This window comes from Candidatus Methanoplasma cognatum, assembly GCA_009777615.1.
In the GTDB taxonomy this organism is placed as follows: Archaea; Thermoplasmatota; Thermoplasmata; order Methanomassiliicoccales; family Methanomethylophilaceae; genus Methanoplasma; species Methanoplasma cognatum.
Genome location: WRLM01000001.1, coordinates 59,841 through 74,835 on the forward strand (window position 1 = coordinate 59,841; position 14,995 = coordinate 74,835).

Genomic DNA, 14,995 nt, shown 5'->3' on the forward strand with positions numbered 1-14,995 from the left:
TCCCGCTATGCGAGCAAATAGTTAAGATGATATTTTAATTTGTTCAGACCAGACCTTTAATGTCGTCAAGCGCTTTAAGGACGCTTCCCAGAGGCATGACCGGAGATACCGGTATGCGGAGTATCTTTTTCACCGTGAGCGCGATGATGGGAGCGCAGACAATTGCGAGCGCGCCGTCCCGTTCCGCTCTCACCGCCGCTATTATCGCGTCCTCGACGGTCGAGATGGGATATTCCCTGATGAATATGGTCCTGCCGTCCACGACCATGGTCTTCGGGAGAGACTCCATGAAAGTAGACGACGCTATGACGGCGACGAACTTATCGATATCGGATCGGCTGATCATGGTCAGCGCGCGGATTATATCCCTCACCGTTCTCAGGTTGGGTTCGCGTTTCTCCTCAAGCAGCTTGTACATGGTGCTCTGCGAGATGCCGGATATGGAGCAGAATTCGCTCAGCGACATATCGAGTTCGTCATAGAGCATATTCCGGAATGCTTTCTGGAACCCCCCCTCTTCCCGGAGCATGCTTGAGATGAGGTCCTCTACTGTCATTTGTCGCCTTTTGCCCTGCCCGCCGCACCGAGTCCCGCCACAGCTCCCTCGCCGACGGCTTTGGCCAGCTGCCACGGCCCCCCGGTAATGTCCCCGCAGGCGAAGACGCCCGGGACGGAGGTCTCGCATTTATCGTCTGTTTTAATGGAATCGTCCGCTTCCGGCATCACGCCGAGGTCCATCGCCAGATCGGCGGAGGATCTTCCTCCGAGCACAATGAATATTCCGTCGACGGCGATCTCTTCCCCATTCTCAAAAAGAAGCGATCCGACCTTTTCGCCGCCCCTGATCTCTTTCGGGATCCCGGCGACGATCTTCGCGCCGGCGCCTGACGCCCTATCCACAAGGTTCCCGTCCGCGGAGACGTTCTTGCTGACCCAGTACACTTCGGAAGCATATCTGGTCATGAGTTCCGCCGACACGGCGGCTTCCGACTCGTCCCCTATCACCGCGACCTTGAGTCCCTTGTAGAAGTTGCAGTCGCACTCCGCACAGTAGCTGACGCCTTTGCCGAGGAATTCTTTCTCCCCCGGTATGTTCAGCTTTGCTCTGGATATTCCCGTGGCAATTATGACCGACTTGCAGAATATCTCCTCTCCGGATTCTACCGTTATACTGAAGCCGCCGCTTTGCGCCGCGGCCCCGGTCACGTTCAGATCAAGGTGTCTGCATCCGAACGACAGCGCCTGCTCCAACCCCCTCTTTAGCAGTTCCGAGCCGTCCGTCTTTCCGGCCACACCGAAGTAGTTCTCAACATGTGCGCCGGAAAGCGCACTGTTCTTTACTTTTCCGATGATCACGGTGTCAGCCTTTTTTCGGGATGAATGTATTCCCGCCTGCAGACCGGCCGGCCCGCAGCCTATTATCACTACGTCAGCGTTCATCTCTCACATATTTTCAACGTAATCTGTTAGTTCCTCTTTGCTCCTCAGCCCCACAAAGGTATCGACAAGGACGCCTTCTTTGAATACCAGCAGGGTCGGGATAGCTCTTATCCCGAACCTTACGGATATCGCCTGGTTGTTGTCTACATTGAGTTTGGCCACCCCGGCCTTCCCTTCCAATTCGGTGGAAAGCTTTTCCATTATGGGGGTCATTCTCCTGCACGGGCCGCACCATGGCGCCCAGCAGTCTATCACTGCGATTCCGTTGTCTGCAATGAATTTATCAAAGGTGTCGTCTGTTAGTTCCGTGACCATCAATTTTCCTCCCTACGCACCGTCATACTTATAAACAGATAAATAAGTTTAGAGCGAACAAAAAGGCAGGTCAGAAAGATGTTGGAGAATATCGGCAACATAAAAGGGTTGGAGATATACACTCCCGATGGCATTTTTGTGGGGGCGGTCGATGAGGTCCTGATAAGCATCCCGGAGATGAGCGTCAAAGGACTGTTCGTCGCAGATGCGAATCCCGCGCTGGTCGACGAAGGCGTGTCGATAAACATACCGGTAAGATGGGTCCAAAGCGTCGGGGACATAATCATACTCAACAGATTCCCGAACGAAAGGATAGGGCCGGGGTCAGCGTGAGATCCATTTAAGTTTCGGACGTTCGCCTATTATGTCCAGTATTACGTCGAGATCCATTCCGTAGAGTTTTGAGAGTTCCCAATGGAGCGCTTCCATCCTCTCCGCGCCCCTTAAAGCTCCCTTGCTCTTCAGCCTTTCGACCGAGTGTATGTGGCCCACCACCGTGTTGTCGCTGACGAGGTTGTCCGCGTGCGCGACGATCTTCTCCTCGATCGTCCTGGGAATGTAGTCTCCCGGAGGAAGCCCCATCTCAGCTATGTCGAGGTCGTCCAGCCCCGCGCCGGTGTGCTTCCTTATAATTTCGACCAGTTCCTCCGAGAGGCCCATCTTTTCTATCATCTCGCTGCCTCTGATTGCATGCATTATGCCGTTGTCCACCGACCTTCCGATGTCGTGCAGGAGCGAGCCCGCCATCACGAGCGGCCGGTCAGCTTCGATCTTCTTCAGCATTTCGTCCGCGACAACGCCCACCGTGCAGCAGTGAACGATCACTCTTTTTTTGCAGCCAGCTTCTTTCAGCATCCGCAGGCAGCCCGATTCATCTGGTACGCTTTTCGGCAACTGTCTTTCCCCTCTCGTTAGGTATCACTGTCACCAGCCCATCGCGGTCTGAGTATAGATTTTTACCGTCAGTGAACCTGTCAAGGAATATGGCGAGCGCGGCTATCTCCGAATGCGGCTGATTTCCTACGGAGACATTATGGTCCGCCTCCCGATACACTTCGGGGGGCACTTTTTCCGCGCCGACGACGATAAGCAGGTCTCTGTCCCTGGCGATCTTCGGAACGGCCTCATCCAGCCTCTGCCCGTACATTGTAAGATGGACGACCTCCCCGTCAAATTCCTTCAGCATCTTCTTCCACTGGACGCCCGTCTCTATCTGATAATCGCCTCCGAACCTGCCCACGACGCTCCCGATGCTCTCTTCGAGTACTTTGTCTTCAGTGTCTACGAATATGCCGGCGGCGCCCAGCGCGCGGGAGGAAAGCGCTACGTGAGTGGTCACCCGTTTATCCCTCTGCGGACGGTGGCCGATCCTCAGTATCCAAATGCGGGGCATCTTACTCTTCTCTGATAAGTTCGATCCTGTGGCCTCGGTAGTCCATTCTGACGGATCTCCTTACGAGGCTCTTCAGCATTGTGGAGGAAAGACCCAGCGCTTCAGCCACATCGCCGGAGAACCGCCCTCCTTTGCCTACTTCCGTAAGTATCTTCGTCTCGACATCCGCATATTCCTCCTCATTCATCATGGCAGCCGCCAGGACGTCGCTTATCTCATAAACGGGCCACTGCGCGTTTATGTTGAAAGAGGTGTAATAGGTGTGATAGGATTTTTCGGGGTAGCCGCCGTTAACGGACAGCCACCGGGTCTCAACGAGTTTCATCTTTTCAAAAAATATGATGGCGTTCCTGCCTTCCGGACCGAATTTTTTTTCTATGTCGTCGGCGGTCCTCCACTCTAAGGTCACCTCTTTCAATACGTCACGTTTCACTGACGTATCTACGGATCTGAGCATCGGAACCAGTTCTGAGGGCTCATTAATGACCTTAATCCTGTTCATGAGAATTTCCCTTATGGTAATAAATGTATATAACGGTTCTTAACTCACGCTTCTTTCCGACAATTGACGGAACGGCCTGGGCCGGCCGGACTCTGCGGGAGAGAATAACCTCTCTGAGATCAGAGAAAAGTCCATAAAATGATCAAAAGGCGGCGGGGCGGCGCTAAAACCTCTCTGCAAAAAGAGGAGAGGGGCAATGCGGCATAGCCGTCAACCCGCGGCCGGCGGCCTTTGCCAAGATTTATTAATGGATTCGATAATCAGGTTTCAATGGCAAAAGAGAAGCCCCTCGAATTAAGATGGCAGTGTCTTAACTGCTATAAGACCCACACCGGCCCCGATGCGGAGAAGAAAGCTCTGGACTGCTGCGGGTCGTTCATACAGGGATACTGGAAGAACTATTCGAAGTGGGGAAAACAGAAGTGGTACGGGCGCTGAAAAGCCGCCCGCTAAGAATAAACCTTCTGTTCGGCACTATGATTAATAGCTGATAATGTATGTTCGTTTTCATGGCGGAAGATGCATCTCTGTTCTCCAGCGTATTTGAAGAGGTAGATCTGCTCAGCAGGCACATTGAGATGCTGAAGGTCACCAAGGAGATGCAGCCGATAGGAATAATACGGCTGTCGGAGGTTCTCGGCATACCTAAACACAAGGTCAGATATTCTCTCAGGCTGCTGGAAAAGGATGGGTTGATAATCGCCACTAACGAAGGCGCCATGGTATCGGAAAAATATGAGGAGTTCATACGCGGACTGCCCGGACAGTTTGAAGATCTCATAGAGCGTATAGGCAAGATGAGAAAAAGCTGATCGTTCGTCTTCAGCCGATGAGTTCTCTTCTCTCGTATATCGACGACAGTACGGTGGACAACACTATCAGAAGGGCACCGATCGACAACGGAACGGTAACGGCATCGTAGCCGAGGGCCCAGGAGAAGACCATGGCGAAAACAGACTCGCTGCAGCACATTATGGCTATGGTCGTCGACGGTATCTTCTTCTGAACGGCCGTCTGTACGAAGAAGCCCAATCCGGTAACGATGAGGCCCATGAACGCAAGCCCCGCCCAGGACCCGACAAGGTCCATGCCCGAATACTGGCCGTTTTCCAATGCGAGGCTTACGATCACTCCGGCCAGCGTCGCGGTGAGCATTTGGACCAAAGTGAAGTTTATCGTGTTAAGGTTCAACGAGAACTTCTCCAGAGTAACAAAGTGCACCGCGAACGTAACGGCGCACACGATCGTCAGGAGATCGCCTATGTTCATCGAGCCATCCCCGCCGGTGACCCCCGACATCACCAGCACGCCGACGAACCCGATCGATGCGAACGCTATCGACCGCGTCGACAGTTTTCTCTGCATCATCGATATGATGATCGGCACGAACAGAACGTAGAGGACGGTCAGGAGGCCGCTCTTTGCCGGCGTGGTATACACAAGCCCCACGGTCTGGAGGCCGAAGGCTGTGAATATCAGCAGCCCGACCATCACTCCGTATCTCAATTCGTCCCGGCCGATGGCCGGAGTTGTTCTGATCGCGAGTTTTACGGAAAGGAGGGTCAGAGCGCCTATCCCGTATGTTATTGCGATCAGGAAGAATGGAGGTATCCCCGTGTCGAGAAGGTCATAAGCGATGACAAGGCTCAGTCCCCAGACCATGCAGATAATCAGGAATGCCGACAGATGCGGCAGTCTTTCCTTTTCAAATGTCAATTCCTCACGCTGGGCAAGAATCATCGATTTCTTATTTTAATATGAGGGCGGCAGGTTTTTTTGCGGGCGGCGCCCCCCGCTAACATATAGAACCAACGTAATCATTTAATATTCGTCACTCTTTCGCTTTTTCCACAAGCCGTCGTAGCTCAGTAGGTAGAGCGTGTGACTGTTAATCACAAGGTCCACGGTTCGATCCCGTGCGACGGCGCCATTCTCCTTCTTAAAAGGGGCTCATAGCTTAGACAGGTAGAGCGCCTGGCTCATAACCAGGTGGTCGCTGGTTCAAATCCGGCTGGGCCCACTCATTCATTTCTTGCAACGGCGCATACCCAGACGGAAGACAGTATTATAAGTATATAGGTAGATATCTCTTTTCAGGGCTTATAAAAGGGGGAAACAAATGTATTGCAGAAGTTGCGGTAACCAGCTCAATGAGGGTCAGTCATTCTGTGACAAATGTGGAGTCAGGGCGGACGGCGCAGAAGGAGGGCCAGGCCCTCAATATGTGGTCCACATAAATGAAAAAAGCTCAGGCGTCGCGGCGGTGCTCTCGTTCCTATGGGCGGGCGCCGGACAGATATATGTCGGTAGGATAGGACGCGGACTCGCACTGATGTTCTCTTATTTACTGATCTATGCCGTTCTTTTCGTTGTCGGCTTCGTCATCGCATTGGAGATGGAAAGCTTCGGCGGCTTTATTGTCCTGATGATATCGATGGGGGTGTTCACTCTCGCATTTTGGATTTGGAACATCTATGATGCATACAAACTGTCGAACGAGTATAACGATTACTTAAGGTCGCACGGAAAACGTCCGTGGTGATCCCGAATAAGAGTTCGCAGCCGTTCTCACATCAGGACAGCAATTAGCGGACGGTAAAACGGTCCGGACCGGTCAATGGGTCGTCCTCCGCAACGGCATATACTCAGACAACGACGCTGTATTTTTAAGCGTATAGCGCGATATTCTTTCAGGAGCGCTTTGGGAGGAGGAAACAAATGTATTGCATAAACTGCGGCAACCAGCTCAATGAGGGTCAGGCATTCTGTGACAAATGCGGCGTGATGGCATCCGGCGAAGGAGGGCCGACCCCTGTGTATGTTATCTCTGCCCCTAAAAAAAGCGCAGCACTCGCGGCAGTGCTTTCGTTTATGTTACCGGGCGGCGGGCAGATGTACGCAGAAAAGATGGGACGCGGACTCGCGCTGCTGCTTTCTTCCATCGTGATCGTGGTGTTCGGGGCCTTAATCAGTGTTGTGGCAATGGCGCCCGGCAGCAGGGGCGGCAACAGCGGCATTCCTGTAGTGATATTGGCGATCGCGTTCATCCTCGCATTTTGGATTTGGAACGTCTACGACGCATACAAGCAGGCGAACAAGTACAATGACATGAGGTTTCATTGAAACCGCCGGCGGTGATCGGTGATCGGTAATAACCTATCCCGGCCGCGCGCATACCCAGACAAAACACTGCATTTTTAAATATATAGAGTAATACTCGCTTTCGGAGCGCTTAGAAAGGAGGAAACAAATGTATTGCAGAAGTTGCGGCAACCAGCTCAATGAAGGTCAGGCTTTCTGTGACAAATGCGGCGTCAGGGCTGACGGCGCAGATGGACCCGGCCCTCAGCACGTGATTCATCTCCGCGAAAAAAGCGAAGGCATCGCGGCGGTGCTTTCGTTCCTGTGGGCAGGTGTAGGGCAGTTATATCTCGGTAAGACAGGGCGCGGACTATTGCTGCTGTTCTTCTATATTCTGCTTACTGTAATCGCAATCGTCGTCGCCTTCCGCATGTGGGATATGGGCAACGTTTTAGACCTTTGGATAATGTCGATATTGCTTTCGGCGGTCCTCCTCGCGCTGCGGATTTGGAACACCTATGACGCATACAAACTGGCGAAAGAGTATAATGATCATTTAAGGTCACACGGAAAACGTCCGTGGTGATCCCGAATAAGAGTTCGCAGCAGGTTTCGTATCAGGACAGCGGTGAACGGAGGGTAAAACGGTCCCGACTTGTCAACGAATTGTTCGGTCGCAAGGAGATCGGTTAAGCGCGCGGTCGGCGCGCATACCCAGGCAGAACGCTGTGTTTTTAAATATATACCGTTATACTCATTTTCAGAGCCTTTTGAAGGAGGAAACAAATGTATTGCAAAAATTGCGGCAGCAGGATGGAAGACGGTCAGGAGTTCTGTGTCAAATGCGGAACCGGGGCCGACAGCACCGGGACCGGAATAGTACAAGGATCTGCGCAGGTGGTCTTTTACTTCCGAGATAAAAGCCCCGGGATCGCGGCCATACTGTCACTTCTTTGGGTAGGTCTCGGACAGGTATATGTCGGCAAGGTCGCACGCGGACTGCTCCTTATGCTGGCAGTTATACTGCTGTCGCTTCCCAGTACGCTGATATTGTTTGCCGGGGTATATATGAACGATTTTGACGCCGTCACAGCGGCATTGATCGTCGCCATTGTTCTTATCGCAACGTATATTGCGGTCTGGGTTTGGAACATATTCGACGCATATAAACTGGCGAACGAGTACAATGATTATGTAAAGGCGAACGGGGACCGCCCGTGGTGACCGCAGATAATCATAAATCCCTTTTTAAATCTATTTCGTCCGGACGGCGTTTTTGTCAGATCGGACGCAGCAGGATCGGCGGAGGGAGCCCGCCGGGAGGCGCACGCCGGTTTATACCTAAAAGGTATTATATACAATGAAGGATTCCATCCGCATTACAAGCTTTAAGATATCTAAGGGCCTGTAGCTCAGCTAGGTAGAGCATCTGACTTTTAATCAGGTGGTCAAGGGTTCGAATCCCTTCAGGCCCGCTGAGAGTCTTCATGAGCGATCAGCCGCAGATCAAGTATGAGGAAAGGAATGACAAAAAGCGAATTTCTTAAACAAGGTCCCGCTGACCGGGAGCGGGGTATTAGCAGCAGGTGAATCATTTGGCAACAGACAACATTTCATTTAATGTGCTCAAGCACGATCTTGTGCCCGAACACCATCTTTTATCCGAAGAAGAAGCAGAAAAGGTCCTATCAGGAATGGGGATAACCTGCGACCAGCTTCCGAAGATAAAGAACAATGATGCGGGCATAAGGGTGCTGGAGAGTATACATGGGCCGATCGCGGAGGGGCGCATCGTCAAGATCGTAAGAAAGAGTGAGACAGCGCAGGAGTTTGTGGCCTACAGGCTTGTGACCAAAGGGTGATCTTTTGAGAGATTTGGTTAAATTATATTTCGCAGAGAAGAACATCGTGAACCATCACATCTCATCGTTCGATGATTTCCTTGCAACCGCAGGGAACCCGAACAGCAGGATGCAGAAGATCGTCGACGATATCAGAGTGCCCACCGACGACGCCGAGCGCGGGGTCATTAAATTGGATCCGGAACGCACGAGCGGCAGGAACATAGAGATCAGAATAGGAAGGGGGAGGGACGAGGACGGCAACATCGACCCCCAGGCAAAACCTACGATCAGGATCGATCAGCCGAAGGTCATGGAGGCGAACGGCTACAGCCACGAGCTCACGCCGATGGAGGCGAGACTCAGGAATCTGAACTACCTTTCTCCGGTGTTCGTAAGGTTTGAGATATACGAGGACGGGATCGAGAAGGAAATGCCCGAGGGCGAGAGGTGGGTGCACGTGGGCGACCTGCCCATGATGGTCAAGTCGAATGGGTGCAACCTTAACCACCGCGTTCTGGACAATAACATGGACCGCAAGCTCTCGGAGGACGAATACCTCAAAGAGCTGATAAAACAGAAAGAGGACCCCAGGGAGCCGGGAGGATATTTCATCATCGGAGGGACCGAGAGGGTATTGATCACCCTTGAGGACCTTGCGCCCAACAGGGTCATGGTCGAGTACAACGAGAGGTACGGATCGTCAGTGGAGATCGCCAAGGTGTTCTCTCAAAAGGACGGGTACCGCGCGCTGACGCTCGTTGAGAAGAAGAAGGACGGCATGGTGATGGTCTCCGTGCCCGTCGCGTCCGGCTCCATCCCGCTGGTCGCGCTCATGAAAGCGCTCGGCATGGAGTCCGACGCGGAAATTTACGACACGATCGTTTCAGACGAGGCGATGGCGAACATCGTCTACGCCAACATCGAGAGTTCTCTCGATAAAAAGAACTACCCCCCGAGCGGCTACCACACCAAGGAGGACGCCATACTCTTCCTGGAAAGGAACTTTGCGGCCGGGCAGGCAAAGGAATACAGGACCAAGAAGGTCGAGAGCATCCTGGACCGCTCTCTTCTCCCGCACCTCGGGGACACCGAGGCCGACCGCATGAAGAAAGCGATATTCCTCGGGCGCATAGCACGCTCCGTCCTCGAATTGTCTCTAAACAAAAGGAAAGAGGACGACAAGGACCACTATGCGAACAAGAGGCTCAAACTATCCGGCGACCTCATGGAGGACCTGTTCAGAACGAGCTTCAGCAGTCTGATGAAAGACCTGAAGTATCAGCTGGAAAGGAACTGGGGCAGAAAGAAGAGCGAACTCAATATCTCCTCTTCCATAAGGCCGGACCTGCTGACGCATAAATTGCTCCATGCTCTGGCGACAGGCAACTGGGTCGGCGGCCGCGCCGGCGTATCCCAGCTTTTGGACAGGACGTCCAATATGTCCGCGATGTCGCATCTCAGAAGAGTGACGTCCTCACTCACAAGGAGCCAGCCTCACTTCGAGGCCCGTGACCTTCACCCCACCCAGTGGGGCAGGCTGTGTCCGTCGGAGACCCCCGAAGGGCAGAACTGCGGTCTCGTGAAGAACGCGGCGCTGATCATCGATGTTTCCGAGGGATATCCGGAGCCGGACGTCAAATGGACGCTGAGGGAACTCGGCCTCGGATCGGTCAAAGAAGAAGGAACCAGGATATACATAAACGGAGACCTGGTCGGTACCCACAAGGAAGCTGAAAAACTGGTATCCGAGATAAGGGACCGCAGAAGATACGGTCTCCTGTCGAACTGCATCAACATACGCTATGATGAGGAAATGAAAGAAGTGATCATCAACTGCGACGAGGGCCGCCTCAGGCGCCCGCTTCTGATCCTGAAGGACGGCAGGACGATGATAACCAGAAAACACCTCGAAGGCATGCGCGAGGGGAAAGTGACATGGAACAACCTTTTCAAGGAAGGTATAATCGAATGGGTGGACGCCGAGGAGGAAGAGGACCTTCTCGTGGTCGTGGACGCGTACGATGTTCCGAAGAGGTGCGAGCGCTGCGAGCACGCCCTGTCGCCGACGGACGTCGACTGGCTTAATCCCGGGCAGGAAGAGGAACCCGTCCTTAAATGCAAATGGTGCGGCGACAACATCACCGTTCCGGCCAAGATCACCAGGAGGCACACTCACATGGAGATTGACCCCATGGTGATACTCGGGGTCGCATCGGGGATAGTTCCGTATCCGGAACACAATTCTGCACCCCGTGTCACTATGGGGGCCGGAATGGCCAAACAGGCGCTGGGGATACCCGCCGCCAACTACCGTATAAGGCCGGACACGAGAGGGCACATCATGCATTATCCGGAGGTCCCGATGGTGCAGACGCAGACCATGGAGTTCATGGGATACAATCACAGACCGGCGGGTCAGAACTTCTGCGTGGCCGTTCTGTCTTACCACGGATATAACATAGAAGATGCTCTCGTCATGAACAGGAGCTCCATAGAAAGAGGATTGGGGAGATCGACATTCATGAGGTCGTACCGCGCGGAGGAGCGCCGCTATCCCGGTGGCCAGGAGGATCATTTCGAGATCCCGTCCCCCGACATAATGGGCGCACGCGCCGACTCCGCATACGCCCTGCTGGGCGAGGACGGGCTGATCTCGCCAGAGTCAGAAGTGACGGGAAGCGATGTCCTGATAGGAAAGACATCCCCTCCGAGGTTCCTCGAAGAGGAAACGGACTTCCTGACGCCTCAGAAGAGAAGAGAGACGTCGGTGACCGTAAGGCCCGGAGAGAAAGGTTATGTCGACTCAGTCATGGTAACGGAATCCGAGAACGGGTCAAGGCTGGTACGCGTCAAGGTAAGGGACGAGAGGGTGCCGGAGCTTGGCGATAAGTTCTGCTCGAGGTTCGGACAGAAAGGTGTGATCGGAAGACTGGTGGACCAGTGCGACATGCCGTTCACCGCCGAAGGGGTCACTCCCGATCTGGTGGTCAACCCCCATGGCATACCGTCCCGTATGACCATAGGGCACGTGCTGGAGATGATAGCCGGCAAGGTCGGGGCCATGGAAGGCCGCATCATCGACGGGACGGCGTTCTCCGGAGAAAGAGAGGCCGCCATACGCGACGCCTTGGTAAAGAACGGCTTCGGCATGCACGGCAAAGAGACGATGTACGACGGAATGACCGGAAGGCTCATTCAGACCGAGGTCTACACCGGAGTGATCTTCTATGAGAAACTTCACCACATGGTCAGCGGCAAACTGCACGTTCGTTCGAGAGGACCCGTGCAGATACTCACGAGACAGCCCACCGAAGGGCGCTCAAGGCAGGGAGGCCTGAGATTCGGGGAGATGGAGCGCGACTGTCTCATCGGCCACGGCGCCGCGATGGTCATCAAAGACCGTCTGCTTGACGAGTCCGACGGGACCCAGCAGTATATCTGCGGGAACCAGTCATGCGGCCATATTGCGATAATGGACAGACACGGAGCGCTGTACTGTCCGGTGTGCAAGAACAATTCCAGCATATACCTCGTGCAGACGTCATATGCTTTCAAACTGCTTATGGATGAGCTTCTGTCCCTTGGCGTCGCCATGAGGCTGCAGCTGGAGGACCTGACATGATGCGCGGCATTACGAAAAGGATAGGATCTATCAAATTCTCCTGCGTCTCGCCCGAAGAGATAAGGAAGATGTCCGCAACCAAGATCATCACCGCGGACACGTACGACGACGAGGGCTACCCCATCGAGATGGGCCTGATGGACCCGCACATGGGCGTGATCGAACCCGGGCTGAGATGCAAGACATGCGGATGCAAGGTCGACGAATGCCCCGGTCACTTCGGACACATCGACCTTGCTATGCCGGTCATACATGTGGGGTTCATCAAGGACATAAAGCTGATGCTGGAAAGCACCTGCCGCAACTGCGGCAGGATCATGCTCACAGCGGAGCAGATAGAGGCCAGGAGGGACGACATGTCCGAAATGAAGGACCTCGGAGGAGGCACCATAGATCTGAAGAACTTCTCCAAGGAGACCGCGAAGGACGCGTCCAACAAAGGCGTCTGCCCATACTGCGCAACAGAACAGATAAAGATAAAACTGGACAAACCCACCACGTTCAGAGAAGTGGACGACAATCACAAGCTCACCCCGAAAGAGGTGCGCGAAAGGCTGGAGCGCATCTCGGACGAGGACCTCAGGACCCTCGGGATGGACCCCGCGACCTGCAGGCCGGAGTGGATGGTCCTGACGGCGCTCGCCGTCCCCCCCGTGACGGTCAGGCCGTCAATCACCCTGGACTCGGGGGACAGATCGGAGGACGACCTTACGCACAAGCTCGTGGATGTTCTCAGGATAAATCAGAGGCTGAGAGAGAACCGCGATGCGGGAGCACCCCAGCTGATAGTCGAGGACCTGTGGGAACTGCTGCAGTACCATGTGACCACATACTTTGACAACCAGACCTCCGGAATACCTCCGGCGAGGCACAGGTCCGGCCGTCCGCTGAAGACGCTGGCACAGAGGCTCAAAGGCAAAGAGGGGCGTTTCAGATCAAACCTCTCGGGTAAGCGTGTGAACTTCTCCGCCCGTACCGTGATATCTCCGGACCCCATGCTCTCGATAAATGAAGTTGGCGTTCCGTACATGGCGGCAAGGGAACTGACCGTTCCGGTGCACGTTAACGAGCACAACATCGAGAAGCTTAAAAAGATGGTCGCCCGCGGACCCGAACCCTCCATGGAGAACGGTTACGTTCCCGGCGTCAACTACGTCATAAGGTCCGACGGAAGGAGGATCAGGGTAACGGAACGCAATGCGGAAGAGGTTTCGGAGAACATCGATATCGATTATACAATAGAAAGGCAGCTGATGGACGGGGACGTCGTTCTCTTCAACAGACAGCCCTCGCTGCACAGGATGTCCATGATGGCGCACCGCGTAAGGATGATGGAAGGCAAGACGTTCAGGTTCAACCTCTGCGACTGCCCCCCTTACAACGCTGATTTCGACGGGGACGAGATGAACCTCCATGTCCTGCAGTCGGACGAAGCGCGCGCGGAGGCCCGCATACTGATGCAGGTTCAGGAGAACGTTCTGTCGCCGAGGTACGGCGGCCCGATCATCGGTGCGATCCACGATCACATAACCGGGGCATACTTCCTTACGCACAGGAACCCCAGGTTTGACAGGTTCGAGGCCATGAACATACTTTCGAAGCTCCGCGACATAGAGGTACCGGAGCCGGAGGTCGACGGGGAAGGAAAGGAATACTGGACAGGGAAACAGCTGTTCTCGACGGTGCTCCCCGAGGATTTCAGGACGACGTTCAAATCCAACATATGCCAGAACTGCGACGTCTGCCTGAAGGAGGGTTGCCATTCCGATGCGTATGTGAAGATACGCGGCGGTCAGCTGCTCTGCGGCACGATCGACACGAAAGGCATCGGCAACAGCAAAGGGAAGATCCTGGACAGGATAGCTCGCGACTACGGCTCCGACAGAGCCGCCAAGTTCATCAACGAGGTGACAAGGCTCGCTCTCGGCGCTCTCATGAACCACGGGTTCAGCACCGGCATCGGGGACGAGGACATTCCCGAAGAGGCCGCGCTCCAGATAGCGAACTACAACCAAGAATGCATAGACGAGGTGTCGGATCTCGTGGAATCGTATCAGAACGGGACCCTCGACCAGATGCCCGGACGCTCGTTAAGGGAAACGCTGGAGGTCAGGGTCATGAAGGTCCTCGGACAGGCACGTGACGAAGCGGGCCGTGTCGCGGGGAAGCACCTGGGCCTTATGAATCCCGCAGTTATAATGGCAAAGGCGGGCGCCCGCGGGTCCATGCTGAACCTGTCCCAGATGGCAGGCTGCGTCGGCCAGCAGGCGGTGCGCGGCGAGAGGCTGTCCAGGGGATACTGGAACAGGACCCTGCCCCACTTCAACAAAGGGGACCTGGGAGCCCAGGCCAGAGGATTCTGCTCCAACTCATACAAATCGGGCCTGAACCCGACGGAGTTCTTCTTCCATGCAATGGGAGGAAGGGAAGGACTGGTCGACACGGCTGTGAGAACATCCAGATCAGGATATATGCAGAGAAGGCTGATCTCCGCTCTGGAAGACCTGAAGCTGACGTCGGACGGAACGGTGAGGAACACCGTGGGAACTATAATACAATTCAAATACGGAGAGGACGGGGTGGACCCGTCCAGAACGGTGAGGGGAAAAGCGATAGATCTCGACGATCTTTTCTCGGAAGTGCTCGGCGACGACGCCGACATCCTCCTCCGCATAGAGGACCTGAACGTAGGCGAGGACTACGGTTCCAAGGAAAAGGACGAGATGGAGTATATCGAAGAGGAAGACGGCGAAGAATACGATGACATAGACACGGACTTCGAAGGAGGAGGTGAGTGA

17 protein-coding genes and 3 tRNA genes are annotated in these 14,995 nt (G+C 54.4%); 13 read left to right on the top strand and 7 right to left on the bottom strand.

Features of this window, described 5'->3' with window-relative positions:
• Positions 1 to 43: 43 nt before the first annotated feature.
• The 3 genes from FWG96_00175 to trxA are packed head-to-tail and all read right to left on the bottom strand — an operon-like array spanning position 44 to position 1,755.
• On the bottom strand, positions 44 to 556 hold the full coding sequence (locus FWG96_00175; GenBank protein ID MCL2031686.1) for a transcriptional regulator: 513 nt from the start codon (positions 554 to 556) through the stop codon (positions 44 to 46).
• On the bottom strand, positions 553 to 1,440 hold the full coding sequence (locus FWG96_00180; GenBank protein ID MCL2031687.1) for an NAD(P)/FAD-dependent oxidoreductase: 888 nt from the start codon (positions 1,438 to 1,440) through the stop codon (positions 553 to 555). The genes FWG96_00175 and FWG96_00180 overlap by 4 nt, the downstream gene beginning before the upstream one ends.
• Before the next feature lie 3 nt (positions 1,441 to 1,443).
• Positions 1,444 to 1,755: a thioredoxin gene (trxA, locus tag FWG96_00185; protein MCL2031688.1), complete on the bottom strand. Its 312-nt coding sequence runs from the start codon at positions 1,753 to 1,755 to the stop codon at positions 1,444 to 1,446.
• A gap of 78 nt (positions 1,756 to 1,833) precedes the next feature.
• On the opposite strand from trxA, the gene FWG96_00190 reads away from it, so the two are divergent.
• The gene (locus tag FWG96_00190) at positions 1,834 to 2,088 is read left to right on the top strand and encodes a PRC-barrel domain-containing protein (protein ID MCL2031689.1); all 255 of its coding nucleotides are present in this window, start codon (positions 1,834 to 1,836) and stop codon (positions 2,086 to 2,088) included.
• Here the strand turns inward: FWG96_00190 and FWG96_00195 are convergent.
• The 3 genes from FWG96_00195 to FWG96_00205 are packed head-to-tail and all read right to left on the bottom strand — an operon-like array spanning position 2,080 to position 3,650.
• Entirely contained in the window at positions 2,080 to 2,610 is a 531-nt protein-coding gene (locus FWG96_00195; GenBank protein ID MCL2031690.1) for an HDIG domain-containing protein, read from the bottom strand. The genes FWG96_00190 and FWG96_00195 overlap by 9 nt on opposite strands.
• A 16-nt stretch (positions 2,611 to 2,626) precedes the next feature.
• Positions 2,627 to 3,148 carry a tRNA (cytidine(56)-2'-O)-methyltransferase gene (locus tag FWG96_00200; GenBank protein ID MCL2031691.1) on the bottom strand — a complete coding sequence of 174 codons (522 nt, stop codon included), beginning with the start codon at positions 3,146 to 3,148 and terminating at the stop codon, positions 2,627 to 2,629.
• Position 3,149: 1 nt separating this feature from the next.
• The gene (locus FWG96_00205; protein ID MCL2031692.1) at positions 3,150 to 3,650 is read right to left on the bottom strand and encodes an ArsR family transcriptional regulator; all 501 of its coding nucleotides are present in this window, start codon (positions 3,648 to 3,650) and stop codon (positions 3,150 to 3,152) included.
• Positions 3,651 to 3,920: 270 nt separating this feature from the next.
• Here FWG96_00205 and FWG96_00210 point away from each other — a divergent pair, with 270 nt between their 5' ends.
• Complete coding sequence (locus tag FWG96_00210) at positions 3,921 to 4,088, top strand: hypothetical protein (GenBank protein ID MCL2031693.1); 168 nt, start codon at positions 3,921 to 3,923, stop codon at positions 4,086 to 4,088.
• Positions 4,089 to 4,159: 71 nt separating this feature from the next.
• A complete protein-coding gene (locus FWG96_00215) occupies positions 4,160 to 4,462 on the top strand; it encodes a hypothetical protein (protein MCL2031694.1) in 303 nt (100 codons plus the stop codon).
• Positions 4,463 to 4,472: 10 nt separating this feature from the next.
• Here FWG96_00215 and FWG96_00220 read toward each other — a convergent pair whose 3' ends face one another.
• Positions 4,473 to 5,366, bottom strand: a complete 894-nt coding sequence (locus FWG96_00220) for a DMT family transporter (GenBank protein MCL2031695.1) — start codon at positions 5,364 to 5,366, stop codon at positions 4,473 to 4,475.
• Between the two features lie 138 nt (positions 5,367 to 5,504).
• On the opposite strand from FWG96_00220, the gene FWG96_00225 reads away from it, so the two are divergent.
• The 10 genes from FWG96_00225 to FWG96_00270 all read left to right on the top strand — a co-directional run bounded on the left by FWG96_00225 (position 5,505) and on the right by FWG96_00270 (position 14,995).
• Positions 5,505 to 5,580, top strand: a tRNA-Asn gene (locus tag FWG96_00225).
• A 16-nt stretch (positions 5,581 to 5,596) separates the two neighbouring features.
• Positions 5,597 to 5,670 (top strand) — tRNA-Ile (locus FWG96_00230).
• A 99-nt stretch (positions 5,671 to 5,769) separates the two neighbouring features.
• Positions 5,770 to 6,192 carry a hypothetical protein gene (locus FWG96_00235; protein ID MCL2031696.1) on the top strand — a complete coding sequence of 141 codons (423 nt, stop codon included), beginning with the start codon at positions 5,770 to 5,772 and terminating at the stop codon, positions 6,190 to 6,192.
• Between the two features lie 176 nt (positions 6,193 to 6,368).
• The gene (locus tag FWG96_00240) at positions 6,369 to 6,773 is read left to right on the top strand and encodes a zinc ribbon domain-containing protein (GenBank protein ID MCL2031697.1); all 405 of its coding nucleotides are present in this window, start codon (positions 6,369 to 6,371) and stop codon (positions 6,771 to 6,773) included.
• Between the two features lie 127 nt (positions 6,774 to 6,900).
• Positions 6,901 to 7,317, top strand: coding sequence for a hypothetical protein (locus tag FWG96_00245; GenBank protein ID MCL2031698.1), 417 nt, complete (start codon positions 6,901 to 6,903; stop codon positions 7,315 to 7,317).
• 200 nt (positions 7,318 to 7,517) lie between these two features.
• Positions 7,518 to 7,955, top strand: coding sequence for a zinc ribbon domain-containing protein (locus FWG96_00250; protein ID MCL2031699.1), 438 nt, complete (start codon positions 7,518 to 7,520; stop codon positions 7,953 to 7,955).
• A gap of 177 nt (positions 7,956 to 8,132) precedes the next feature.
• Positions 8,133 to 8,206, top strand: a tRNA-Lys gene (locus FWG96_00255).
• Positions 8,207 to 8,326: 120 nt separating this feature from the next.
• On the top strand, positions 8,327 to 8,593 hold the full coding sequence (locus tag FWG96_00260; protein ID MCL2031700.1) for a DNA-directed RNA polymerase subunit H: 267 nt from the start codon (positions 8,327 to 8,329) through the stop codon (positions 8,591 to 8,593).
• A 4-nt stretch (positions 8,594 to 8,597) separates the two neighbouring features.
• Positions 8,598 to 12,197 (top strand): DNA-directed RNA polymerase subunit B, encoded by a 3,600-nt coding sequence (locus FWG96_00265; GenBank protein ID MCL2031701.1) that lies wholly within the window; start codon positions 8,598 to 8,600, stop codon positions 12,195 to 12,197.
• Positions 12,194 to 14,995 carry a DNA-directed RNA polymerase subunit A' gene (locus tag FWG96_00270; GenBank protein MCL2031702.1) on the top strand — a complete coding sequence of 934 codons (2,802 nt, stop codon included), beginning with the start codon at positions 12,194 to 12,196 and terminating at the stop codon, positions 14,993 to 14,995. The genes FWG96_00265 and FWG96_00270 overlap by 4 nt, the downstream gene beginning before the upstream one ends.